This window comes from Mycobacterium asiaticum (assembly GCF_001673365.1).
Lineage (GTDB): Bacteria > Actinomycetota > Actinomycetes > Mycobacteriales > Mycobacteriaceae > Mycobacterium > Mycobacterium asiaticum_A.
The window spans coordinates 48,921-71,733 of record NZ_LZLS01000132.1 but is presented as its reverse complement, the minus strand read 5'-3'; the positions used below and the strand labels follow the sequence as shown (position 1 = coordinate 71,733).

Annotated in this window: 24 protein-coding genes; 8 read left to right on the top strand and 16 right to left on the bottom strand. The window is 65.7% G+C overall.

The annotated features are described in order from the left end of the window. Window positions 1-71 precede the first annotated feature (71 nt). The 3 genes from A5634_RS14325 to A5634_RS14315 all read left to right on the top strand — a co-directional run bounded on the left by A5634_RS14325 (window position 72) and on the right by A5634_RS14315 (window position 3,433). Window positions 72-677: a TetR family transcriptional regulator gene (locus tag A5634_RS14325; RefSeq protein WP_065144733.1), complete on the top strand. Its 606-nt coding sequence runs from the start codon at window positions 72-74 to the stop codon at window positions 675-677. Between the two features lie 197 nt (window positions 678-874). After that, the gene (gene groL / locus A5634_RS14320) at window positions 875-2,500 is read left to right on the top strand and encodes a chaperonin GroEL (protein ID WP_065144696.1); all 1,626 of its coding nucleotides are present in this window, start codon (window positions 875-877) and stop codon (window positions 2,498-2,500) included. 171 nt (window positions 2,501-2,671) lie between these two features. Continuing rightward, a complete protein-coding gene (locus A5634_RS14315; protein WP_253861624.1) occupies window positions 2,672-3,433 on the top strand; it encodes an SPW repeat domain-containing protein in 762 nt (253 codons plus the stop codon). Between the two features lie 11 nt (window positions 3,434-3,444). On the opposite strand, the gene A5634_RS14310 is transcribed toward A5634_RS14315, so the two are convergent. From A5634_RS14310 to A5634_RS14290, 6 genes are all read right to left on the bottom strand, one after another. Beyond that, window positions 3,445-3,852, bottom strand: coding sequence for a DUF4189 domain-containing protein (locus A5634_RS14310; protein WP_065144694.1), 408 nt, complete (start codon window positions 3,850-3,852; stop codon window positions 3,445-3,447). Next, on the bottom strand, window positions 3,849-4,334 hold the full coding sequence (locus A5634_RS14305) for a GreA/GreB family elongation factor (RefSeq protein WP_065144693.1): 486 nt from the start codon (window positions 4,332-4,334) through the stop codon (window positions 3,849-3,851). The genes A5634_RS14310 and A5634_RS14305 overlap by 4 nt, the downstream gene beginning before the upstream one ends. After that, window positions 4,331-4,618 (bottom strand): GreA/GreB family elongation factor, encoded by a 288-nt coding sequence (locus A5634_RS29450; protein WP_367593459.1) that lies wholly within the window; start codon window positions 4,616-4,618, stop codon window positions 4,331-4,333. Before A5634_RS29450 ends, A5634_RS14305 begins: the two co-directional genes overlap by 4 nt. A gap of 259 nt (window positions 4,619-4,877) precedes the next feature. Then, window positions 4,878-5,510, bottom strand: coding sequence for an Rv1733c family protein (locus A5634_RS14300; RefSeq protein ID WP_081290420.1), 633 nt, complete (start codon window positions 5,508-5,510; stop codon window positions 4,878-4,880). Window positions 5,511-5,647: 137 nt separating this feature from the next. Continuing rightward, window positions 5,648-7,183, bottom strand: coding sequence for a PucR family transcriptional regulator (locus A5634_RS14295; protein ID WP_065144692.1), 1,536 nt, complete (start codon window positions 7,181-7,183; stop codon window positions 5,648-5,650). A gap of 30 nt (window positions 7,184-7,213) precedes the next feature. Continuing rightward, window positions 7,214-8,419 (bottom strand): NADH:flavin oxidoreductase, encoded by a 1,206-nt coding sequence (locus tag A5634_RS14290; RefSeq protein ID WP_065144691.1) that lies wholly within the window; start codon window positions 8,417-8,419, stop codon window positions 7,214-7,216. Between the two features lie 20 nt (window positions 8,420-8,439). Here A5634_RS14290 and A5634_RS14285 point away from each other — a divergent pair, with 20 nt between their 5' ends. After that, entirely contained in the window at window positions 8,440-9,459 is a 1,020-nt protein-coding gene (locus A5634_RS14285) for an NAD-dependent epimerase/dehydratase family protein (protein ID WP_065144690.1), read from the top strand. Here A5634_RS14285 and A5634_RS14280 read toward each other — a convergent pair. Then, window positions 9,409-10,014, bottom strand: a complete 606-nt coding sequence (locus A5634_RS14280; protein ID WP_065144731.1) for a TetR/AcrR family transcriptional regulator — start codon at window positions 10,012-10,014, stop codon at window positions 9,409-9,411. The genes A5634_RS14285 and A5634_RS14280 overlap by 51 nt on opposite strands. Window positions 10,015-10,048: 34 nt before the next feature. On the opposite strand from A5634_RS14280, the gene A5634_RS14275 reads away from it, so the two are divergent. Beyond that, a complete protein-coding gene (locus A5634_RS14275) occupies window positions 10,049-10,873 on the top strand; it encodes an SDR family NAD(P)-dependent oxidoreductase (RefSeq protein WP_065144689.1) in 825 nt (274 codons plus the stop codon). On the opposite strand, the gene A5634_RS14270 is transcribed toward A5634_RS14275, so the two are convergent. Genes A5634_RS14270 through A5634_RS14255 form a run of 4 tightly spaced genes read right to left on the bottom strand, consistent with a single transcriptional unit; the run spans window position 10,862 to window position 15,146 of the window. Further along, complete coding sequence (locus A5634_RS14270) at window positions 10,862-11,434, bottom strand: carboxymuconolactone decarboxylase family protein (RefSeq protein ID WP_065144688.1); 573 nt, start codon at window positions 11,432-11,434, stop codon at window positions 10,862-10,864. The genes A5634_RS14275 and A5634_RS14270 overlap by 12 nt on opposite strands. Then, window positions 11,431-11,841: a hypothetical protein gene (locus tag A5634_RS14265; protein ID WP_065144687.1), complete on the bottom strand. Its 411-nt coding sequence runs from the start codon at window positions 11,839-11,841 to the stop codon at window positions 11,431-11,433. The genes A5634_RS14270 and A5634_RS14265 overlap by 4 nt, the downstream gene beginning before the upstream one ends. A 21-nt stretch (window positions 11,842-11,862) precedes the next feature. Then, window positions 11,863-13,356 carry a PPE family protein gene (locus A5634_RS14260; protein WP_065144686.1) on the bottom strand — a complete coding sequence of 498 codons (1,494 nt, stop codon included), beginning with the start codon at window positions 13,354-13,356 and terminating at the stop codon, window positions 11,863-11,865. A gap of 53 nt (window positions 13,357-13,409) precedes the next feature. Further along, entirely contained in the window at window positions 13,410-15,146 is a 1,737-nt protein-coding gene (locus A5634_RS14255; protein WP_065144685.1) for an N-acyl-D-amino-acid deacylase family protein, read from the bottom strand. 46 nt (window positions 15,147-15,192) lie between these two features. On the opposite strand from A5634_RS14255, the gene A5634_RS14250 reads away from it, so the two are divergent. Genes A5634_RS14250 through A5634_RS14240 form a run of 3 tightly spaced genes read left to right on the top strand, consistent with a single transcriptional unit; the run spans window position 15,193 to window position 16,975 of the window. Further along, window positions 15,193-15,567: a VOC family protein gene (locus A5634_RS14250; protein WP_065144684.1), complete on the top strand. Its 375-nt coding sequence runs from the start codon at window positions 15,193-15,195 to the stop codon at window positions 15,565-15,567. Between the two features lie 19 nt (window positions 15,568-15,586). After that, entirely contained in the window at window positions 15,587-16,108 is a 522-nt protein-coding gene (locus A5634_RS14245; protein WP_065144683.1) for a mycothiol transferase, read from the top strand. A 9-nt stretch (window positions 16,109-16,117) separates the two neighbouring features. After that, window positions 16,118-16,975, top strand: a complete 858-nt coding sequence (locus tag A5634_RS14240; RefSeq protein ID WP_065144682.1) for a hypothetical protein — start codon at window positions 16,118-16,120, stop codon at window positions 16,973-16,975. A gap of 12 nt (window positions 16,976-16,987) precedes the next feature. Here A5634_RS14240 and A5634_RS14235 read toward each other — a convergent pair whose 3' ends face one another. The 5 genes from A5634_RS14235 to A5634_RS14215 all read right to left on the bottom strand — a co-directional run bounded on the left by A5634_RS14235 (window position 16,988) and on the right by A5634_RS14215 (window position 22,590). Next, window positions 16,988-17,695, bottom strand: coding sequence for an anti-sigma factor (locus A5634_RS14235; protein WP_065144681.1), 708 nt, complete (start codon window positions 17,693-17,695; stop codon window positions 16,988-16,990). Beyond that, window positions 17,692-18,255: a sigma-70 family RNA polymerase sigma factor gene (locus A5634_RS14230; protein ID WP_065144680.1), complete on the bottom strand. Its 564-nt coding sequence runs from the start codon at window positions 18,253-18,255 to the stop codon at window positions 17,692-17,694. Before A5634_RS14230 ends, A5634_RS14235 begins: the two co-directional genes overlap by 4 nt. A 33-nt stretch (window positions 18,256-18,288) precedes the next feature. Further along, on the bottom strand, window positions 18,289-19,083 hold the full coding sequence (locus tag A5634_RS14225; protein WP_065144679.1) for a DUF1295 domain-containing protein: 795 nt from the start codon (window positions 19,081-19,083) through the stop codon (window positions 18,289-18,291). Between the two features lie 169 nt (window positions 19,084-19,252). Further along, the gene (locus tag A5634_RS14220; RefSeq protein WP_065144730.1) at window positions 19,253-22,084 is read right to left on the bottom strand and encodes an RND family transporter; all 2,832 of its coding nucleotides are present in this window, start codon (window positions 22,082-22,084) and stop codon (window positions 19,253-19,255) included. 83 nt (window positions 22,085-22,167) lie between these two features. Then, window positions 22,168-22,590 carry an MmpS family protein gene (locus tag A5634_RS14215; protein ID WP_065144678.1) on the bottom strand — a complete coding sequence of 141 codons (423 nt, stop codon included), beginning with the start codon at window positions 22,588-22,590 and terminating at the stop codon, window positions 22,168-22,170. Window positions 22,591-22,813: the final 223 nt, after the last annotated feature.

The following is a 22,813-nucleotide window of genomic DNA, read 5'->3' as shown; positions in this document are numbered from 1 at the left end:
ACTCTATCGAGTCTCACGCTACGTTGAAATAAGTCTCAACGCAATGTGAAATTCACGGTAGGATGAAACTCATGCCAGAGAAGCCCCTGCCACCCGGTCCTCGCGACGAACGTGGCGTGCTGTCGGCGCGGATCGTTGCGGCCGCAAGAGACGAGTTCGCTATGCACGGGTGGGCCGGAACCACCATCCGGGCCGTCGCGCGTGCCGCCGACGTCGACCCCGCGCTGGTCTATCACTACTTCGGATCCAAGGAGGGACTCCTCGACGCCGCCACGAACCCACCCCAGAAATTCCTGGACAACGTCGCCAAGGTCTGGACCACGCCCACTGGGCAACTCGGCCGAGCGCTGGTGGAAGTGCTCCTGGCCAACTGGGCCGACGAGGAGATCGGGCCCACGCTGCGTGCCATCCTGCAGACCGCCGCGCACGAGCCAACCACCCGGGAGAAGTTGCGCCGCGTCGTCGAAAACAGCTTGATCGGTGTGTCGCACCTGGGCAACGATGAACGGGACCGACTTGTCCGCAGCGGGTTCATCTCGTCGCAGTTGATGGGTTTTGCGCTGATGCGCTACATCTGGAAAATCGAGCCACTCGCGTCCATGAGCGAAGCGGACGCGATCGCGGCCATCGCCCCCAACTTGCAGCGCTACATCGACGGCGACCTCACGTCCAGCTGAATGCGGGGCGACCTTGCACTCGGCATAGGCGAGTGCTAAGAATGACGTTGGCACTCGACATAGGCGAGTGCTAGGTCGGGACGGTGAGGCCAGTCTGGTCGTCCGTCGCGGGCACTGCGCCCGGCCAGCGTAAGTAGCGGGGTTGTCGCCACCCGATAACCCCCATTTCATTCCCAATCCGGAGGAATCACTTCGCAATGGCCAAGACAATTGCGTACGACGAAGAGGCCCGTCGCGGCCTCGAGCGGGGCCTGAACAGCCTCGCCGACGCGGTAAAGGTGACGTTGGGCCCCAAGGGTCGCAACGTCGTCCTGGAGAAGAAGTGGGGCGCTCCCACGATCACCAACGATGGTGTGTCCATCGCCAAGGAGATCGAGCTGGAGGACCCGTACGAGAAGATCGGCGCTGAGCTGGTCAAGGAAGTTGCCAAGAAGACCGACGATGTTGCCGGCGACGGCACCACGACGGCTACCGTGCTGGCACAGGCGCTGGTCAAGGAAGGCCTGCGCAACGTTGCTGCCGGCGCCAACCCGTTGGGCCTGAAGCGCGGCATCGAGAAGGCCGTTGAAAAGGTCACGGAACTTCTCCTTTCCTCGGCTAAGGACGTCGAGACCAAGGAGCAGATCGCGGCGACTGCGGGCATCTCCGCCGGCGACCAGTCGATCGGCGACCTGATCGCCGAGGCGATGGACAAGGTCGGCAACGAGGGCGTCATCACCGTCGAGGAGTCCAACACCTTCGGCCTGCAGCTCGAGCTCACCGAGGGCATGCGGTTCGACAAGGGCTACATCTCGGGCTACTTCGTCACCGACGCCGAGCGTCAGGAAGCCGTCCTGGAGGACCCCTACATCCTGCTGGTCAGCTCCAAGGTGTCGACGGTCAAGGACCTGTTGCCGCTGCTGGAGAAGGTCATCCAGGGTGGCAAGCCGCTGCTGATCATCGCAGAGGACGTCGAGGGTGAGGCTCTGAGCACCCTGGTTGTCAACAAGATCCGCGGCACCTTCAAGTCCGTCGCCGTCAAGGCTCCGGGCTTCGGTGACCGCCGCAAGGCGATGCTGCAGGACATGGCCATCCTCACCGGTGGCCAGGTCATCAGCGAAGAGGTCGGCCTCTCCCTGGAGACCGCCGACATCGCCCTGCTCGGCAAGGCCCGCAAGGTCGTCATCACCAAGGACGAGACCACCATCGTCGAGGGCGCCGGTGACTCCGACGCCATCGCCGGCCGGGTGGCCCAGATCCGTGCCGAGATCGAGAACAGCGACTCCGACTACGACCGCGAGAAGCTGCAGGAGCGCCTGGCCAAGCTGGCCGGCGGTGTTGCGGTGATCAAGGCCGGAGCTGCCACCGAGGTGGAGCTCAAGGAGCGCAAGCACCGCATCGAGGACGCGGTCCGCAACGCCAAGGCGGCCGTCGAGGAGGGCATCGTCGCCGGTGGTGGCGTGGCCTTGCTGCAGGCGGCTCCCGCTCTGGCCGAGCTGGACCTCAAGGGTGACGAGGCGACCGGTGCCAACATCGTGCGCGTCGCGCTCGAGGCTCCGCTGAAGCAGATCGCCTTCAACTCCGGGCTGGAGCCCGGTGTGGTGGCCGAGAAGGTCCGCAACTCCGACGCCGGTACCGGCTTGAACGCCGCCACCGGTGAGTACGAGGACCTGCTCAAGGCCGGCGTTGCCGACCCGGTCAAGGTGACCCGCTCGGCGCTGCAGAACGCGGCGTCCATCGCGGGCCTGTTCCTGACCACCGAGGCCGTCGTCGCCGACAAGCCGGAGAAGGCGGCCGCTCCGGCGGGCGACCCGACCGGTGGCATGGGCGGTATGGACTTCTGAGCGTTCGATGACGATGCGGGCCGCGTGCGGCCTGAGGAGGAATCGAACAATCAGGTGAGGTCAACGAAAGAGCCCGGTCCCGCCCCAATTTTGGGAATGCGGGGCCGGGCTTTTTTGTGCCTCGGTGGCTCCAAAGGGTTTAGTCGCGGCAGGGTCGGGCATGCGCCGAACATGTCGAGACGGGGACTCTGGGTTGGCTGGGCCGCAGTCGCGGTCGGTATCTGCACGGTGGTGGCCGACTTTGCCGTCAGCTCTACACAGCTCGGTAAAGGCTTCGTGTTCGGCTTCGGCGCGTTCATCCTGTTCTTCGGCGTGTTGACAGTCCTGGCCCGCGACCGAACTCCCGATCTCTGGGGCTTGTTCGTCACCGGCCTTGTCATGGTCATTGTCCCGTTCCTCGCCGGCGGGTTTGTCGGTGATGCCGGGGCCTCTTGGGTTTCGTGGGTGGCGGGAGGCCTAGCCATGGTGCTGGGCGCCATTGGATGGCTGGGTGACAAGACACCGAGTGAGACCGACGCCGATGACAACGGGGCCGGTCGGGGGCTGCGCCGACCATTGGGCTTTTGGTTGGGGCGGTCGGCACTCGTCGTCGGTTTGGCCACCGTGGTGATGGGCGTGGTGGCCCGCACCACGGCAGCCGGTACCGCTGTCACGATTGGGCTGGGAACGCTGATCGCACTCATCGCCGTCTGGTCACTGCTGGCCGACGACCCCACCCACGACTTCCTGACCCTGGCCGTCAGCGGACTCGCCTTGTTCCTGGTGCCGTGGATTGTTGGATTCGCCGGCGACGGCGCCGCGTGGACCGCTTGGCTCGCAGGCGCCGCCGCTACGGCGCTGGGCGTGGCCGGGTATCTGCGAAGCCAGCAACTCGACTTTTCTACCGCGGTTGACGACCGGGCGAAGGCGCGATACCGCAGCCGTCACCGCTGACTACAGGTGGCCTAGTTGCAGGCCCAGTGGACAATCTGCCCACCGCCCAGTTGGGACATGGCATGTTGTTCGGCCATACCGCGGTTCAGACCGATGCCGCCGTGGTAAGTCGTGCCTTGGTGGGCGACGGCGCCGCAGCGGGTGAAGGTGCTGACGATCTTGCACGTGTCGTGGCCGCACCGTTCCATGGCTGCTTGCTGTGCTCCCAGTTTGGACAGGTGGCGACGTGAGGTGCCTTTGGAGCCGTCCTCACCCATCGCGATTGCGCCGTAGTAGGTGATCAGCGGTGGCAGGTTCGGCGGATCAGCCGTCCTTGGAGTCTGCGCGTTGGCCACCTGCATGGGCGCGAAAACCATTGCCGCAGCAGCAATTATGCTTCCGAGTACCGTCGCGACACGACGGCGCTGTCGGGTCGTCATTTCACCAACTCCTTCTCACTGGTTGATTCGTCGTGCATTGCGTACGGCACCGCGTTGAGCAAAGTGACCGTCAGTGGCTTTCCGTTGGGCAGGGAGTAGGTTCGCCGCTCGCCGGGGCGGGCACCGGCCAGCGCCGCGCCCAACGGTGACTGAATCGAGTAGACCTCGATGTCGCCGTGTTCGGCGCTGCGCACACCGAGCAGAAACGTTTCGACGGCCCCGGTGTCGTGGTACCGGATGGTCAAAACCATTCCGGGCTCGGCGATTCCGTCATCGGGTGGGTCCTGGCCCACGGTGACATCGACCAGCAGGTCGTGAATCTGTTGAATTCGTTCCTGCCACTTCTGCTGGTCCTCCTCGGTGCCTGCGCCCGTGCCACCCTCGGTGGCCGCGGCGTGACACAACCCGCGAAGGGTCGCTAGTTCCCGCTGCAGCCGTTCGTGGGCCTGCCGGGAGATCCACACTCGTTGCGCACTGGTCATGCCAACTCCTTTGATGCAGTGTGCTTTTGGAAAGGCACAGCCGACAGGACAGTCACGAATACGGGACGTGACTCTTGGGGACGCGTATAAATTCGCTGCTCACCGGGACGTGCTCCGACGATCGCGTGACCTAAAGGCGACAACATCGAGTACACCGGCAAATTGGTCTCTTTCGCGAAACGTCTTCCGAGCAAGAAGGTTTCGGTATCGCCGGTAGCGTCGTAGCGGATGGTCACAACCATGCCGCTTTCGGCGGGAAGACCCGTCATCTGTCTGACACTCATTGCGGTGTCCTTTCTTTCGGGGAGATTGCCGCCAGGGGCGGGCTGGTCAACAGCGACCGCCCCTGACGACTGGGTGACCCTCGCGAGGGCAGAGTTTGGAAGTTTCGACCGGTGGTCCATCAGCAGTTGTTGGCTGCTAACTCCAGCGTGACGGACCCAGGCATCGCGGTGCTTGCCACAACCGAACAACGGTGCCGCGGGTCATTGTCGTCATCCGACAACGCTTTTGCGGTCCTTTCCGGCACGCGTCTGCGATGCGTCAGGATCGGCTGACATGGTCGCTGTCCTGCCCACTGCCCTTGCTGGCCACGTGCACCAGCTCCGGGTGCCAGTCGGCATTACGGGATCGATCCACCAGCTTCCGAACGCCGACGAACGCCAGCCCGGCGACCACCGCCACGTTCAACCAGATCGCAAGTGCCATGAACGCCGCCTCGCGCGCTGGGGACACACGCGGCGGGCCGGCGTAAGTACCGTCCTGGTTCACCACGACCTCGACCGACTCGCCGGGTTTCGGTGCCGAGGCTGCCCGGATCACTTCGGTGTGCTCGGTCCCGCCGGCAACCCAACGCGCGTGGACCCTGGTGAGATCGCTGCGAGCCGGGGCGTCGACCACAGTTGCGGTGACCGTGGTCAGACTCTGAGCCCGCTCGGCGTGAGCGAGGCTGCGCGAGTCGTAGATCATCGTGCCGGCGGCGCCGGCGACTGGTATGGCCAACAGCACGACCACGACGGCCAGCGCCAGCGCCAGTGCTTCGATTCGGTCGCTCCGACGGATCAGCGCATTGCGTCCGAACAGCGTGGACAACCAGCGCGGCGGGTTCAGGCTGAAGGTTTCCAGCTCGGCGCTGACCGCTGGGTCCCGCCGTCGCGAATCGGCTTGCGGGGTCATCGGGGCTCCTGTCGGTGGGCCGCACGAGTGGCGGCTTTTTAGCTACCTCCAGAATTGCCGGTAAACCCGCCCCCACCTTTGCCGAAGTCGTACAACCGCGCCGCTGCCCGTTGTCGCGTTTCGACAGCGACCGATTCTCAGTCGGTGTCGGTTGCCGCCAGCTGGATCATCATCGCGAGGCGCTTGTTGGCGTCGTCCAGCGCGAGGTTGGTGATCTCGGCCATCTTGCGCATCCGGTAGCGAACCGTATTCTCATGCACTCCCAGCCGTTCGCCGGCTTCCGCGGGATCCCCCTGGGCAGCCAGCCAGGCACGCAATGTCGCCAGGTAGTCGGTCCCGTTGGCGTTGTCGTGGCGACGCAGTTCGGCGACGGGTCCGCGGTCGGGAAATCGTCCCGCTCGAGACGCGCCGCGTAACCGCTGCAGCAGGATGTCATCCCAGGATTCGTCGTACACGGGTGGCGGGGCGTCGGTGGACATTTTGTGCAGCGCCAGGCACTCGTCGGCCTCTTGGCGGGCGGCGGCGAGGTCGGACAGCTCGGCTGCCCCGCTGATGCCGGCTAGCACCATCGCCCCGTCGGGCAGTGCGGCTCGCAGGCCGGTCACCCACTGACGGGCCGCAGTCGCCTCACCGCCCGGCAACAGCGTGTAGACGGTGCTGCCGACCAGGGCGCTTCGCCCGGGCCGTGACCACCCGAAGCCGGCCGTGGCACGCTCGAACGCCAGCAGCAACGCGGCATCGCGCTCCCCGCCGATGGATGCTTGCAGCGCGATCAGCCGTAACGGGCCCGGTGGCAGACCCAGTCTGCTGGTGACCGTGGCGGCGTCGGCGGTGCTTTCCATCAACCGGATCACCAGCTCGGATTCGACCTGACGCTCGAGGTCCGCACTGGCGCGTGACCGCAGCAGATGCAGGGCCACGGTTTGCGCGCCGTCGGCCAGGGCGGCGCGTTCGGCGCCGTCCAGCGGGGCATGACACGCCACCCAGACCGATCCCATGAGTTCCCGGCCGGAGCGCACCGCCACCACCATGCGGCCGGTGAATCCGTGTTCGGCCGCCTCGGGGATGAACAGCGGCTCGTCGGAGACCGCCAGGTGGGTGAAAACGCCGTCGGCTTCGAAAAAAGCCTGCAGGGGTTCGGGGGTCTGGCGGGCCAGGATTGTCTGCACCCGAGCGGGATCGGCGTGCAGCTGCAGCCGCGAGTACGCCAGCACTCGCATCAACCGGTCATGGATGACCACCGCACTGCCGATCGCATCCGCCAGGCTGTCGGTAAGCGCGAATAGATCGGTGGGGCCTCGACCAGACTCGGTTTCGCGGCCCTCCAGCACCAGTCCGTAGACCACAGCAGCCAACTCGCTCCACGACAGCGCCTCGTCGACCAACATCACCGCGCCGGCTTCGGCGTCACCGTCGAGCATTGCCGGATCCGCACGGTCGCCGCGGCCCTCGCGCATCAACACCACCACGGCCCGCGCCGTCGCGGCCCACTCCAGTGCCTCGGCCAGCGAGCCGGCGCCGACGGCAAGCAGAACATCGCCGGCCACCGGGCCATTGGGGGTGGCTTCGTGGATGACGACGCTGCGTAGTTCGGTGGATCTCGGAACCGACGCCCACCGCAGGCGAACTCCGTAACTGCCCAGTACGTTTACCAAGCGGTCCAAAGTGATCACGCGCCGCTCCTTTGATTGACTACAGCGTAATCAGCAAGGTTCGCGGCGCAGCACGCAATGAGTTCCGTCGTAGATGGTTGCCATGCATTTGGTGCAGTGCACGCACAGCCCCTCGGCCGCGGTGCCCGCCTGGAATTTGTTGATCAGGTCGGGGTCGCGTAGCAGGGCGCGGGCCATGCCGACGAATTCGAATCCTTCGGCCAACGCGGTGTCGACCGTCTGCATGGTGTTCACTCCGCCGAGGAGGATCAGCGGCATCGTCAACGCGTCGCGGAATTGACGGGCCAACGGCAAGAAGAATGCCTCTTCGAACGGGTACGTGCGGAACATCCGCCGCCCGATGATCCGTAAGCCGAGCCCGACCAGCCGAGGCTGGGCGGCGATGAACTCTGCCATCGGCACCTCGCCGCGGAAGTAGTACATCGGATTGAGCAGTGAACTGCCGCCGGTGAGTTGTAGTGCGTCGAGGTGCCCGTCGGATTCGAGCAACCGCGCGGTGGGGAGGCTGTCGGTAAGCCAGAACCCGCCGCGAACACCGTCGTCCATATTGAACTTCGCGGTGACGGCGACGGCATTGCCGACCTCTTGGCGTACCCGCTCGGCGACGCGGCGGGCCAATTCGGCGCGGCGTACCGTGTCACCACCAAACTGGTCGGTGCGCTTGTTGATGTTCGGGCTGAAAAACGAGCTGAGCAGGTAGCCGTGCCCCATATGCAATTCGACGGCATCGAATCCGGCATCGACGGCATGGCGTGCGGCGACGCCGAAGTCATCGATGACCGCTTGGAGTTGCGCGGTGGTGACGGCACGGACCAACCCCATTGCCGGAGCACTGAGACGGGTGGACGGACTAAGGGTGGAGGTGCGGTTGGAACGGGTGTTGGCGACCAGGCCCGCATGTCCGATCTGAGCGCAGACCAGCGCGTCGTGCGCGTGCACGGCATCGGTCAGCCGGCGCAGTGCCGCGGCCCGTCGGCTGTCGAGCACCATGGTGTCGCGGTGCACTCGGCCACCCGGTGATATGGCGCAGTAGGCGACCGTCGTCATTGCCGCGCCGCCGCGTGCCACCTCGGTGTGGAAATCGATCAGTTCGTCGGTCGCCTCGCCGCGCGGCATCATCCCTTCGAAGGTTGCTGCTTTGATGAATCGGTTTTTCAACCGCACGGGCCCCAGCGCCATGGGCGTGAAGGCCGACGGCGACGGCCGCTGCGCGCTGGTACTAGATTTCGATGCCATTGGCGTCGTAATATACCACCATGTTGATCGGCGTCACAGGTGGAACCGGATACGTCGGCGCGCACTGCGTGCGGGCACTGCTGCGCAACGGTGTTTTGCAAGATCACCGGATTCGGCTACTGGTCGAACGGGGTGCCGAAGGTGCTCCGGTAATAGATGAACTTGCCGCAGTCGGAGATGTCGAAGTGCGCCCGGGCGACATCCGGCAGGCGCGCACCGTCCGGGAATTTCTGGACGGCTGCGATGCGGTTCTGCATGCCGCAGGCGTGGTCGGGACGGACAGCCGCCGCGATGCGTTGATGTGGGAAGTCAACGCCTACGCCACGGAATCGCTGCTCACCCACGCGGTGCAGACGGGTTTGGATCCGGTCGTCCTGGTCAGCAGCTACAGCGCCCTTTTCCCCGCGCCCGACGGAATCATCGGGCCCGACACCCCGACCGCCGTTGGCCGCAGCGCGTATGCGCAGACAAAGGGATACGCCGACCGGGTGGCACGCCGCTTACAGAGCGAGGGCGCGCCCGTCGTGGTCACCTATCCGTCCAGCGTGGTGGGGCCCGCGTTCCACACCGCCCCCGGTGTCACCGAGCGCGGATGGGCGCCGATCGTGCGGTTCGGGGCAGCTCCGAGGTTGCGTGGCGGTATGCAGATGATCGACGTCCGCGACGTCGCCGACGTGCACGCGGCCCTCATGGTGCCGGGCCGGGGCCCGCGACGCTACGTGTGCGGCGGCGAGCTGGTCACCTTCGACGGGATGATCGCCGCGCTGGAGCGCGGCACTGGCCGCCGGTTTACTCGAATCCCATTGCACCCGAGCGTATTTCGCGGTATCAGCCGTGTCGGAGATGCGCTGTCGGGGTTGGTGCCGCTGGGCGACGGACTGAGCTATGAGGCGGCGCTGTTGTTGACTGCGGCGACTCCAACCGACGATTCGCGCACCTTGCGTGATTTCGGCTTGACCTGGCGCTCACCGGTCGAAGCGATCGTCGCCTCATTCTCGCGAGACCGCGTCGGTGAGGATACGAGCGATTCGAGCGTGTAGCGCCTCGGTGTCGTCCTCGACCGCGATGGTGGTCAGGAACAGGGCGGCGCCGGCTGCCATCGCCATGATCGCCCGCGCGTCGGAGGCCAGCTCGTCAGCAGCGTCGGAGGCAGCGTCGGCGGTCTGGGTCGCATCGTCCGGAGTGAACAGCGCCACCGCGGGTCCGCTGAAGCCGGCCCAGATCCGGTTGCGCAACTCGTCGTTTTCGGCCATCGCCACCAACAGGCCGGGTATCGCGGCCTTGACTTCGGGCCGGGCGAACAGTTGCCGGCTGCCACGCACCACCCAGTCGACCCAGCCGAGCCGGTCGGTACCCGCGAACGGCGCCAGATCCGGTGTGGCACCGAGTATGGCGTGCAACACAAGCTCTGCCTTCGAGGGCCAGCGGCGGTCCAGACTGGATCGGCTGACACCGGAGCGGGCGGCGATCGAGCGCATACTGAGGGCGTTCCAGCCCATCTCGACCAGCAATTCTCGGGTCACTGTCAACACCCGCTGATCGATCGAGGAATCCCGCGGACGTCCCGCCGGCCGGGCGCTCTTCCCGTCAGCCATCGAAACCATTGAACCATCGCCTAGGTTCTTACCCGTGGCACTCCCGACTCCCTCAGCTACCAGTACCGCCGTGGTGACCGGCGCATCGTCGGGGATCGGCGCCGACATCGCCCGCGAGCTAGCCGAGCGCGGCCACGGACTCACGCTTGTCGCCCGCCGCGAAGACCGTTTGCGTGAGTTGGCCGACGAACTCGCTGACCGGGTCCGCGTCGAGGTGATCGGCTGCGATGTCGCCGACGCGACGGCGCGCGGGGAACTCTTCGACGAGGTCGAACGCCGCGGGCTGATTGTCGACGTCCTGGTCAACAACGCCGGCATCGGCACCTTGGGGTCGGTAACCAAGACGACGGTCGACGCAGAGGTCGCTCAGGTGCGGGTCAATGTCGAGGCCGTCATCGATCTGACGACCCGAGCGGTGGGGCAGATGGTGCCGCGCAACCGCGGAGCGATCCTCAACGTCGGATCCACCGCGGGGTTCCACCCGTTTCCGGGACAGGTCGGCTACGCCGCCAGCAAGGCGTTCGTGCATTCCTATACCGAAGGATTGCGCGCTGAACTTTCCGGCACCGGCGTCACCGTCGCCCTGTTGTGCCCGGGACCCGTGCGCACCGCCTTCCTGCAGACGGCGGGGATGGACGAGCGAACCTTCGCCAACGCCTTCCCGAAGTTCATGTGGAAACCCGCGCGGGAGGTGGCACGGGTCGGAGTCGATGCGCTCGAGGGCGACGGCGGCACGGTGATCCCCGGCCTGCCCAGCCTGCTCAGCGCACGGCTGTTCCAGCTCACCCCGCGACGGCTGCTGCTGCCGCTGCTGACTAAGCAGCATCCGGCCCTCAAACGCGACCGGTCACGGAGTTGATTCGGGCCAGCGCCGCATCCAGCCTTCGATGGGAAGGCTGAGCGCGTTGCACAGGGTGCAGATCGTGCGATACCACCCCACCGCGGTCAGCAGTTCGATCCGCTGCTCGTCGTCGAGGTCGCGGCCGAGGGCCGCCCAGGTTTCGTCGGTCCATGAGCCGGTGCGCTCGAGTTCGTCCACTGCTGAGATCAGCGCCCGCTCCGCGGGACTCCACCGGGCGTCGGCCGCGGCATCACTGCCTCCGGTGACCAGCGCATCGCACTCGTCGTCGCTGACGCCGGCGATGGGACCCCAGAACGCCGCCTGACCGCCCCACTCGTATCGGCAGCCCAGTAGTGCGCAGATGCGCAGGATCGCGACCGTGCGGGTCCGGGGCGGCAACAGCGCCGAGACATAGAGGGATTCGCCGAGCTTGCGCAGTCGGGTGGCCAGTGCCGGATGGCGTTGCAGGCAGCGCACCAGAAGCAGCGGCTCGTAGGTGCGGTCGGGGTGACCCCAGCTGTTGATGCCGGCGGCATCTTCCTCGCTCCACGGCGGCGCGAGGGGTTCGACGCGGGTCACTGCGTGTCGCTCGGCACCGAAAACACCACGCAATCGTGCAGGCAGCCGCTGGCCGCCGATGGCGAGTCGGCATTGCGGTGCAGCAGGGCGCGGGTGGGTACCACCGCACAGCGCACGGTGTCGGCACCCGCGTCGGCGACCTCAGCGCGGCCGTCGACGATCAACGAGTAGCCGCCGACCTCGGACGGTGGCCAGACCAGGGTGACGTCGGCGCGCTGCGCGAGGTTGGTGCGGGTACCGCCGCCGATCAACCCCACCTCGAGCCGGGTGCCGCTCAACTCCGGTTCGACGGTCACGGTGTGGGCGCGATAGTCGTCGTCGACGGTGATCAGATAGGCGAACGGATAGCTCGGCAAGGCTTCGGCCAGACGCTGGAAGTCGACGGCTTTGCGGGTCTTTGCAGCCATGAACCGAGGATAGGCGCCGTGCTACTCCGGCCGGATCGGGAACTGGATGATGCGGCTCTGGTCGCCGGTGTCGCGGTCGATCTGCGGGTAGAAGCTCGACTTCGGGATGTTCGAGTTCGGCAGGTTCGGGTTACCGATGCCCGGCTCACGTCCAAGGGTGGTTCGGATTCCCGGATCGCTGGTGCTCGGGTTGATGAAACCGGTGACCGGGGTGCCGGGAGACGTCCTAAGGCCCGCGTTGGCGGCCGGGCTGCTGGTCGAGTTGGCGGCGACCGAACTCGGGCCGCCGGAGTCGACGGCGACGGCCGGGGCGCTGGCCGGGGCGACGACGGGCGCGTTGCTCAGGCCCGAATTCAACGCGCCGGCCAGCCCGGTGTGCAGGCCACCGGTGTTGGCCAGAGCCGAGCCAAGCAGGCCAGAACTCAATGCCGCGGTGCTCAGGCCGCCGGATGCGTAGTGGGCCGAAGTGGCCAATCCCGCGTCCAGACCGGTCGTTCCCGCGGCGGTGCCTTGCAGTCCCGAACCCATGTAGCTCATCGAGTTGCCGAAGCCGGAGTTGATGCCCGAATTGGCCAGACCGTTGTTGAGCGAGCCAGAGTTGCCCAGGCCCATGTTCCCGTTGCCGGAGTTGAAGAAGCCGCTGTTACCGGTGCCCGAGTTGCCGAAGCCGGTGTTGCCGCTGCCGGAGTTGAACCCGCCAAAGCCGAATTGACGGTCGCCGGTGAGCCCGAAGCCGAAGGCGTCGTTACCGGTGTTGCCGATGCCGAGGTTGTTGCTGCCGAGGTTCCCCAAGCCCAGGTTGTTGCTGCCGGTGTTGCCGAGACCGAGGTTGCCGCTGCCGGTGTTCCCGGCGCCGACGTTGCCGCTGCCGCTGTTGCCGCTGCCCACGTTCCAGTTGCCGACGTTGTTGTTGCCGAAGTTGCCGCTGCCGGTGTTGCCGAAGCCGAAGTTAATTTGCCCGTTCTTGCCGATGTCGATGCCGAGGTTGCGCAGCACTTGTTGCCAGGGGGCCAGCTGGGCGGCCGCCGCCGACGCGTCGAAGTGATAGTTCGCCATGGCGGCCACGTCCAGCGCCCACATTTGCTCGTAGGCGGATTCGGTGTCCATGATCGCCGGCCAGTTCATGCCGAAGAAGTTGGTGGACGCCAACATTTGCACCAGTCCGCGGTTAGCCGCCACCACCGCGGGTTGCACGGTGGCAGCCACCGCCGTCTCGAATGCGCCCGCCGTGGCGGTGGCCTGTGCGGCCGCCTGGTCGGCCTGGACCGCCGCGGCGCTGAGCCACGCCATGTATTGGGTGGCGACGGACATCATCGCCGTCGACGACGCACCCAACCAGGAACCGGTGGTCAGTTCTTGTACTACAGATCCGAACGACGCCACCGACGAGGCCAGGTCCTCGGCCAGACCGCCCCATGCCGCGGCAGCAGCAAGTAGCGGTCCCGCGCCGGGACCGGCGAACATCAGTGCCGAGTTAATTTCTGGCGGCAACCACGCGAAATGCGGGCTTGTCACCACCCAAACTTACCCGGCATGGCCGGTTACCGTGGGCGTATCGGATAAACCCGTCAGACCGTTACAGGTGCGGGCTGACGGCCCCGGATGAGCTTGCCCGGACGGGCGTCAGTAGGAACCCCATTCTCGGCGATTACCTCGCCGGATACAACTGTCGCGACGTAGCCCTCGGCCGTCTGGTCCAGCCGTCGGCCACCTGCCGGCAGATCGTGCGTGATGACCGGTTTGTGTAGCCGCAGCGCCGCGTGGTCGATGACGTTGAGGTCGGCCTTGTAGCCGACGGCGATGCGGCCACGGTCGGCCAGTCCGGCGATCCGGGCCGGCACGGTGGTCAGTTCCCGTACGGCTTCGGCGGGGGTGAAGCGACCGGATGCGCGATCGCGCGCCCAGTGCGCCAGGAAGTAGGTGGAGTAGCTGGCGTCGCAGATCATGCCGTAGTGCGCCCCGCCGTCACCCAAACCGAGCACCACGTCGTCGCGGTGCAATAGTTTGCCAACGGTGTCCAGCGAGTTGTTTTCCAGGTTGCTGGTGGCGACCAAGAGCATGGCGCGGCCGTCGTCGTCGAGCAGGCGGTCGTACGCCTCCTCGATGGGAGCGACCCCGCGAGCGCGGGCGCGGGCACCGATGCTGTCGGCTGGGTCCGGTTCGTAGTTGGGGTTGTCGCCTAGCGGGAAGATCCAATCCCAGGCCTGCGCCACGTACAGGATCGGATGCCCGGTGCCGGGCTTGTCGGCCAGGATGCGGGCGCGGACTTCGGGTTTGCGCATCTCGGCGACGCGCTCGGCCAGCGGCAGCTCCGCGATCTCCCGGTAGCTGGGGTAGAGCACGAACGGGTTGGCCGACAGCTGCAAGCCGATGATCAGGCCGATCGGTCGGGGCAGCAGCTGCGCGGTGATGTCGCCGCCGGCGGCGTTCGCCTTCTCGACCATCGTGATGGCGTCGGGCCAGAACGGGTCCCCGGTGTTGCCGACGATCAGGGTGAAGGTGACCGGCAACCCGACGTCCTCGGCGACGTCGAACACGGTCTGTAACACCGGTTGGTAGCCGCCGGAGGGGATGTCGGGCACAAACTGCAGCAGCCCGCCGCCGCCGTCGACGACGCCCCGGGCGATCTGTTCGATTTCCTCCCGGGCGGCGTCGTAGCTCGGAATCGGAGCACCGCTCTCGGTCTTGTGGATGGTCAGCCGCGACGACGCGAAGCCCAGCGCCCCGATCTCGATCGCTTCCTTGGCCAGTGCCCGCATCCTCGCCAGGTCCTCGGCGGTGGCTTCCTCACGGTCCGCGCCGCGCTGGCCCATCACGTAAACCCGAAGCGGCGAGTGCGGCAGGTAGGCCGCGACGTCAATGTCGCGCCGGCCGGCCTCCAAAGTGTCCATGAACTCCGGGAAGGTCTCCCATGTCCAGGGCAGCCCGTCGGTCATGACCACGCCCGGGATGTCCTCCACCCCGGCCATCACATCCACGAGCACATCGTGGTCCTGCTGTCGGCACGGCGCGAAGCCCACGCCGCAGTTGCCCACCACGACGGTGGTGACGCCGTGCGCCGACGAGGGTGTCAGCCGGTCCGACCAGATGGCCTGCCCGTCGTAGTGGGTGTGCAGGTCGACGAAGCCGGGGGTGACCAGTAGCCCGGTCGCGTCGATTTCCCGGCGCGCGCCGCCACTGACGCTGCCCGGCCGTCGCTCGATGGCGGCTATGACTCCGTCTTGCACCGCGACGTCGCCGACGTACGGGTCACCTCCGGAGCCGTCCACGATGGTGCCGTTGCGGATGAGCAGGTCATAGGTCATCTAATTAATCTACGACCGTGTCGGTGGGTCGTGCCAGGATCGACCCGTGATTGACCACATAGGCATCAACTGCGCCGACTACCCCAAATCCCAGCAGTTCTACGACACCGTGCTGGGTGTGCTGGGCTTCTCCAGGCAGCTGGATTACGGGGTGGCGATCGGCTACGGCATAGCTGGCAAACCAGACTTCTGGATCGCCGAGGGCGCCCAGATGGGTCCTAACAGGGAAGTTCACATTGCCTTCCAAGCCGCCGACGAGGCCGCGGTGCGGGCATTTCACGACGCGGCGGTGGAACTGGGCGCCGAGTCACTGCATGCGCCGCGGCTGTGGCCGGAATACCACCCCGGCTACTTCGGCGCTTTCGTCCGCGACCCGGACGGCAACAACGTCGAAGCGGTCTGGCACGGAGACGGTCCGTAGGGTCCGTAGGGTCGGTTGTATGGCTGATACAGATTCCGATGCTGCTGCCCGGGAGTTGCTGCGCGACGCTTTCACCCGGCTGATCGATCACGTCGGCGAGTTGACCGAAGGTCTCACCGACGAGATCGCCGATTACCGTCCAACCGCCGATGCGAACAGCATTGCGTGGTTGATCTGGCACAGCGCGCGGGTGCAGGACATTCAAGTCGCCCACATCGCAGATATCGAACAGGCCTGGACCCGCGACGGCTGGGTGGAGCGGTTCGGTCTCGACCTGCCGCCCGACGACACAGGCTACGGTCATGGGCCCGAGGAGGTAGCCAAAGTGCGGGCACCGGTCGACCTGCTGCTGGGCTACTACCACGCGGTCCACTTGCTCACGATGGAGTACGTCGGTGGCGTGACCGCTGGCGAACTGGCTCGGATCGTGGACACCAACTGGGAGCCACCCGTGACCGCCAGTGCCCGGCTGGTCAGCATCATCGACGACTGCGCGCAACACCTGGGCCAGGCCGCCTACCTGCGAGGCATCGCACAGTAGGTTTCAGGCGTGCGATTTTTGGGCGCGGTGCTGTGCTGGTTGATCGCCACCGCGGCGCTGGCGGTGGCCGTCCCGGCGACATGGGCGCAGCTCAACGTCGTCGACGAAGGCGGCTACACCGCGCTCGCCGAGCAAGCGGCCCACGACCCAGCGTTGCAGTCGGCGATGGCCGCCGAACTCACCACCCGCGCGATGGCGCTCATCAACGAGCATGGCCGCGGTGCCGCGGTCGACAGCGCGACGGTCCACGACGTGGCCGCAGCGTTCACGGCCAGTTCGGCATTTCCGCCGTTGTTCGCCGAAGCGAACCGGGCTGCCCATACCTGGTTGTTCAGCGAGCCGCGATCGGGCCAGAACGGTGAGCAGTGGGTGGTCGACCTCGCTCCGATGCTCAAAGACACCTCGATCCAGCAGCTGCTGGACACCTACCACGTCAAACCGCCCGCGACGCTGCAGGTTCCGCTGACGATGTCGGTGGGCCAGTCAGTGCGCCAAGGCCAATTGCATCGTGCAGCGGTATGGAACCCCTGGGTCAGCACCGGCGCGGTTGCTCTCACCGGCGTTTTCGCGGTGCTGACCCTGGTCGTGGCCCGCAGCCGCGGCCGCGCCCTGACCGCGCTGGGCGTTTCCGCGCTGCTCGTTGGCGCGGCAGGCTGGGTCGGGATCGAGGTGGGTGGGCGCGCGATAGGTGATGCGCTCAACGCCACCACCGGGGACATCAGAACGGTTGCCGACGCGATGGTCGGGCACGCCGAAGGCGACTTGCACCTCTGGCTGAACGTGACGCTGATCGCGGGCGCGGCTGTGGTGGTGCTCGGTGTGCTCGCCGCGATGCTGGGCAGCCTGTTCAGGAAAAAGACGGCCTAGCGATTTCGGGCGCTATCTGAGCGGCAGCTGAGCCAGGATCGGGGTGGTCGGCTGTGGCGATCCGGCGCCCGGTTCGACCGTGAAAGCCAGCATTCTGCCTGTGTCGAGGTTGCTTAGCGTCGCCATCGTGGTCGGCTGCACTGCGCCTGGGCCCATGGTCCCCGCGGACTTGGGGCCGTCGGCGCCGATCAGCCACATCTGGTAAACGGTGCCCGCCGACGGTGGCGGCACATCATTCATCACCAGCACGCCGGCATTGCGGTCGCGTGAGAACATCACGGTCGCCGTGCCCGGGCCCAAGGAACTGCTGACCGACCTCATATCCGGGGCGGACATCACCTGCTCGGCGACCGTTTGGGTGGTGTGCGGTCGAGCCAGCACGCCCAGGCCGAAGCCCGCCAACCCGATGGCAACTGCCGCTGCGGCAGCCAATACCGTTGTGCGCCAAGGTGATTTACGACGACGGCCCGGACTCGCCTGGTCGGCGGCGTCAGCGAGCACGGCCGCGCGTAGGTGCTCCGGCGGTTCGGCTGTGTTCGCCGCGGCCAGCACCGCCATCGTCTCGCGGACGGCGCGCACTTCATCGGTGAAGGCCGCGGCCACCGTCGCGGGAGCGGCCGCTACCCGCCGGTCAACGTCGGCGCGCTCCGCATCGGACATGGCGTGCAGCGCGTATGGCGTCGCCAGTTCCAGCAGCTCGAAGTCGGTCGGTTCGGTCATGACACGTCCAGGCAATTGCGTAGGCCGCGTAGCGCATCGCGCATGCGCGACTTGACCGTGGAAAGGTTGGCGGACAACCGCTGTGACACTTCGGCATACGTGAGCCCGCCGTAGTAGGCCATTTCGATGCACTGGCGCTGCGCGTCGGTCAGTGCCTCCAAGCATCGCAGTACCCGGCGGCGTTCGTCGCCGATGATCGCCGAGTCCGCGACGACGTCGACGTCCGGCTCGAGATTAGCTATGCCATAACGTGATTCGCGTTGAGTACCCGCCTGCTCGCTGCGTACCCGGTCGATGGCACGCCGGTGCGCCATGGTCAGCAGCCAAGCCTGCGCGGAACCCCGGGCGGAATCGAACTCCGATGCCGTCCGCCACACCTCGAGGTAGATCTCCTGGGTGGTTTCCTCGCTGTAACCGGCATCACGCAGCACCCTGGTCACCAGTCCGTACACGCGGGTTTTCGTCTGGTCGTAGAACGCGGCGAACGCGGCGTTGTCCCCGCGGGCGACCCGGCGCAGCAATGCGTCCAGGTTGCCGCTGGGCTGCGACGGTCCGGTCATCGATCGGTAGCCTAACGTCAGCTTGCGTGCCAGTCATGACCGACGTACCGATCCAGGCGGACGCGGTACGAAATATGCTGTACGCCTTTGGTATTCAGCGTAACCCGGGCGGCTCTTCAGGTACTTCTCGGTGAGCCGGGCTCCGCTGACGTCGACCAGGAAGTAGGTCATCACCAGTGGTGAGACCACCGTGGTCAGCGGCACCCACCCGGTGACGGTGATCAGCCACAACCCCCACCACACACAGGCGTCGCCGAAATAGTTGGGGTGGCGCGTCCAGGCCCACAGACTGCGGTCCATGATCCTCCCGCGATGGGACGGATCGGACTTGAACTTCCGCAACTGCTGGTCGCCCACCGCCTCGAAGATGAAACCGAGCAGCCAGACCGCCAGCCCCAGCGCAGTGACGGGAAGCAACGGTGTCGGGGTCGGGCCGGAGACCGCCGACAGCTGCAACGGGAAGGAAACGAACATCGTCAGGAAGCCCTGCAACAGGAAGACTTTGCGTATCACCTGGCCCACTGTGGCGCCGCGCAGTAAATCGGCGTAGCGGCGATCCTCGCCGGCACCGGCCGTCTTGCGGTGGATGTGCCGACTCAGCCGCAGGCCCCAGACCGATACCAGTGCCAACAGCACCCAGCGCCGGGTCGCGTCTCCGTTGCCGAGCAGGGCGCATACCGCTGCCACGGCGACGAAACCGACTCCCCACGCAATGTCGACGACGTTATAGCGGCCGATCTTGCGGCCGACTGCGAACGTGACCGCATGGACCGCGGCGACCGCCGCAAGGGAGCCCCCCGTCACCGCCAGGATGTCTGCTTCGCTCATCGCACACCCCTGCGCTCGACTCCGAACACCTCGTCAAACCCTAGCTGCATCAACTTATCTCGACGTAGCGCTGCTACCCGACGTCTGTGACTTTTGCTGCATACCTGTTATTCGGAGTGGCCCGCCGCTCGGACGGCGGCCAGCTTCAAGTTCGGCGCAAGGCGAGCGCCTAGCGTTCGCCGCTCAGCGCCAGCGATCGATCGGTGGGGTGTCGCTCGGGGGGTAGTGCCGGGTTGCGGGCGGGACGGGTGCGTACCCGCATCGGCCACCAGAACCACCGGCCGAGCAGTGCGGCGATGGACGGCGTCATGAACGCACGCACGATCAACGTGTCGAACAGCAGACCCAACCCGATGGTGGTACCCACCTGGCCGATCATCCGCGCGTCGCCGATGATCATCGACGCCATGGTGAAGGCGAACACCAGGCCCGCATTGGTCACCACTTTGCCGGTCCCGCCCATCGACCGGATGATCCCGGTATTGAGGCCGGCGTGTATCTCCTGTTTGAAGCGGGACACCAACAGCAAGTTGTAGTCAGATCCCACCGCCAGCAGCACGATGACCGACATCGCGAGCACCAGCCAGTGCAGGGGCACGCCAAAGATGTGCTGCCACACCAACACTGAGAGGCCGAACGAGGCGCCCAGCGAAATCGCCACCGTCCCCACGATGACCGCGGCGGCCACAAAAGCGCGCGTCAGGATCAGCATGATGATGAAAATCAGGCACAGCGACGAGATGCCCGCGATCACCAGATCCCATTTGGCGCCGTCGGAGATGTCCTTGAAGACGGCGCCCGTCCCAGCCAGGTAGATCTTGGCGTCCTCCAACGGCGTTCCCTTGAGGGATTCTTCTGCCGCGGTACGGATCTTGTCGATGCTGGCGATTCCTTCGGGGGAGGCCGGGTCGCCGCGGTGCAGGATGATGAACCGCGCCGCACGCCCGTCCTCGGACAGGAAGTTCTTCATCGCCCGCTTGAAGTCCTCGTTCTTGAACACCTCGGGCGGCAGATAGAACGAGTCGTCGTTCTTGGCGGCGTCGAACGCGTGGCCCATTGCCGTTGCGTTGTCGCTCATTTCGTCCATTTGGGAGAAGATGCCGGACATGGTGCTGTGCATCGTCAGCATCATGGTCCGCATGCTCACCATGGTTTCGATCATCGGCGGGAACGTCGCGATCATCTGCGGCATCAGCACGTCGAGTTGTTTGATGTCACCGACCAGAACGTTCAGCTTCTCGTCGATGGCGTCGATACCGTCGAGGGCGTCGAACAGCGACCGGAAGGTCCAGCAGACCGGAATATCGAAACAGTGCTTCTCCCAATAGAAGTAGGCGCGAATCGGCCGGAAGAAGTCGTCGAAGTTGGCGATCTTGTCGCGCAACTCGTTGGTGATCGCCTGCATCTCTTCGGTGTCGCCGACCATCTTGTGGGTGACCCCAACAAGTTTGGTCATCAGGCCGTACATCTGTTGCATCAGCCCGATCGTCTTGGTCATCTCGTCGGCCTGCTTGAGCATGTCGTCCATCCGCTCACGCTGATATCGCAGCGCTTGCATTTGACCGGCGTTTTGCATGCTCATCTGGAACGGGATCGAGGTGTGGTCCATCGTCGTTCCGTCGGGCCTGGTGATCGCCTGGACGCGAGAAATCCCCGGCACCCGGAAGATGCCTTTGGCCAGCTTGTCCAGTATCAGGAAGTCGGCCGGATTGCGCATGTCGTGATCGGACTCGATCATCAGAATTTCCGGCTTCATCCGAGCCTGGGAGAAGTGCCGGTCGGCGACCTCGAAGCCCTGGTTGGCGGGGATGAAGGAAGGCAGATAGGCGCGGTCGTCATAGCTGGGCCGATAGCCGGGCAGCGTGACCAGGCCGATCAGCGCGATCGCGAAGGTGACCGCCAGGATGGGTAGCGGCCAGCGAACCACCGCGGTGCCCACCCGTCGCCAACCCCGCACCGACAGCACGCGTTTGGGGTCGAAGACCCCGAACCGGCTGCCCACCACGAGGACGGCGGGGCCCAGGGTCAGCGCGACGATTACGGCGACCAACATGCCCACCGCGCAGGGAATGCCCAGCGTCTGGAAATAGGGCATCCGGGCCATGCTCAGGCAGAACGTCGCACCCGCGATTGTCAGACCGGATCCCAGGATGACGTGGGCGGTGCCGTGCCACATGGTGTAGAACGCCGACTCGCGGTCCTCACCGGCCTGCCGAGCCTCCTGATATCGGCCGATGATGAAAATTCCGTAGTCGGTCCCGGCCGCGATCGCCAACGAGGTCAGCAGGCTGACCGCGAACGTCGAAAGTCCGATCAGGTCGTTGTGCCCCAATACCGCCACGGCACCTCGCGCCGCCGCCAATTCGATGCCGACGGTGAGCAGCAGCAGGATCACGGTGAACGGTGACCGATAGATGAACATCAGCATGATCAGAATCACCAGGACCGTGGTGATGGTGATCTTGGCCATCGATCTGTCGCCGCTCTTATGCAGGTCGGCGGCCAGGGCCGAAGCCCCGGTGACATAAGCCTTGATGCCCGGGGGCGCCGGGACGCTGTCCACGATTGCGCGCACGGCTTCCACGGATTCGTTGGCCAGCTGCTCGCCCTGGTTGCCGGCGAGGATGACTTGGACCGTCACCGCCTTGGCGTCGTTGCTCTGCGCACCCGCGGCGGTCAGTGGATCGCCCCAGAAGTCCTGGATGCTCAGCACGTGTTTCTTGTCTTCGCGCAGTTTGCGAATCACGGTGTCGTAGTACCGGTGTGCGTCGTCGCCGAGCTGTTTGTCGCTTTCCAGGACGATCATCCCGAAACTGTCGGTGTCGCCCTCCTTGAAGGCGCTACCGATGTGCCGCAACGCCACAAACGACGGTGCATCCTTCGGGCTCAATGAGACCGCGCGTTGCTGGCCCACGATTTCCAGCGATGGGACGAACACGCTGAGCAGCACCACGACCACCAGCCAGAACAGGATGATCGGCACGGCGAGCGCATGGATCATCCTCGGGATGAACGGGCGGTGGGTTTGGCCTGCAGCGCTTTCGGGGCTTTCAGGGGCGGCGGGTGCGCCGTAATAGGTGGTGCTCACGCGGATTTCACCAGACAGAAGGTAAATGCGTTGACCTGGTTGGAGATTCGCTCGGCCTTGACCACGTCGTCGATCAAGATCCGGCACCCGATGCTATTGCTGTCGCCCTGGGCCATCAGATTGCCCACCATCGCCGCCTTCGTGGTGCTGATGTGCAGCGACCAGGGTAGAACTGCTCCGTCGACGTGCTGCGGGTCCGCATTGACGTCGAAATAGCTGATGTTCGCCACCGTCCCAGGGGGCCCGAACACCTCGTAGACGATCCGCTTCGGGTTGAACGGGTCAGGGTTTTTCAGGTTGCTGTCCGCATAGGACTCCCGCTTCTCCGAGCCGAAGTAGCCGTGGACGCGGATGACCACGAACGCGCCGGTGGCCAACACGACCAGCACGACGAGTGGGATCCACGTCCGCGACAGCAACTTGAAAATTTCAGGACCCTTTCAACCGGTTGGTCCGTTCGGAGCGGACGTTACCCGCCCCCGGAAGTCGTCTGGAAATTGTTCGATCGGTAGATCGCCGCACTGCGCGATGCGGCAGCGCACGGCAGGAACGCAACCAAGGCTTACCTAAGTAAATCACGGTTGCGACACGGCACCCCCGGCTCCTTCCATTCGGGACATGATTGTAACGCCCATCACGTGC

Bases quoted from the DNA above. Each gene is read 5' to 3' on its own strand.
- A5634_RS14220 (WP_065144730.1), bottom strand. From the start codon at position 22,084: ATGATCCATGCGCTCGCCGTGCCGATCATCCTGTTCTGGCTGGTGGTC.
- A5634_RS14225 (WP_065144679.1), bottom strand. From the start codon at position 19,083: ATGAGCGAAGCAGACATCCTGGCGGTGACGGGGGGCTCCCTTGCGGCG.
- A5634_RS14305 (WP_065144693.1), bottom strand. From the start codon at position 4,334: ATGACCAGTGCGCAACGAGTGTGGATCTCCCGGCAGGCCCACGAACGG.
- A5634_RS29450 (WP_367593459.1), bottom strand. From the start codon at position 4,618: ATGAGTGTCAGACAGATGACGGGTCTTCCCGCCGAAAGCGGCATGGTT.
- A5634_RS14300 (WP_081290420.1), bottom strand. From the start codon at position 5,510: ATGACCCCGCAAGCCGATTCGCGACGGCGGGACCCAGCGGTCAGCGCC.
- groL (WP_065144696.1), top strand. From the start codon at position 875: ATGGCCAAGACAATTGCGTACGACGAAGAGGCCCGTCGCGGCCTCGAG.
- A5634_RS14280 (WP_065144731.1), bottom strand. From the start codon at position 10,014: ATGGCTGACGGGAAGAGCGCCCGGCCGGCGGGACGTCCGCGGGATTCC.
- A5634_RS14235 (WP_065144681.1), bottom strand. From the start codon at position 17,695: ATGACCGAACCGACCGACTTCGAGCTGCTGGAACTGGCGACGCCATAC.
- A5634_RS14265 (WP_065144687.1), bottom strand. From the start codon at position 11,841: ATGGCTGCAAAGACCCGCAAAGCCGTCGACTTCCAGCGTCTGGCCGAA.
- A5634_RS14245 (WP_065144683.1), top strand. From the start codon at position 15,587: ATGGCTGATACAGATTCCGATGCTGCTGCCCGGGAGTTGCTGCGCGAC.
- A5634_RS14310 (WP_065144694.1), bottom strand. From the start codon at position 3,852: ATGACGACCCGACAGCGCCGTCGTGTCGCGACGGTACTCGGAAGCATA.
- A5634_RS14285 (WP_065144690.1), top strand. From the start codon at position 8,440: ATGTTGATCGGCGTCACAGGTGGAACCGGATACGTCGGCGCGCACTGC.
- A5634_RS14255 (WP_065144685.1), bottom strand. From the start codon at position 15,146: ATGACCTATGACCTGCTCATCCGCAACGGCACCATCGTGGACGGCTCC.
- A5634_RS14325 (WP_065144733.1), top strand. From the start codon at position 72: ATGCCAGAGAAGCCCCTGCCACCCGGTCCTCGCGACGAACGTGGCGTG.
- A5634_RS14315 (WP_253861624.1), top strand. From the start codon at position 2,672: ATGTCGAGACGGGGACTCTGGGTTGGCTGGGCCGCAGTCGCGGTCGGT.
- A5634_RS14230 (WP_065144680.1), bottom strand. From the start codon at position 18,255: ATGACCGGACCGTCGCAGCCCAGCGGCAACCTGGACGCATTGCTGCGC.
- A5634_RS14290 (WP_065144691.1), bottom strand. From the start codon at position 8,419: ATGGCATCGAAATCTAGTACCAGCGCGCAGCGGCCGTCGCCGTCGGCC.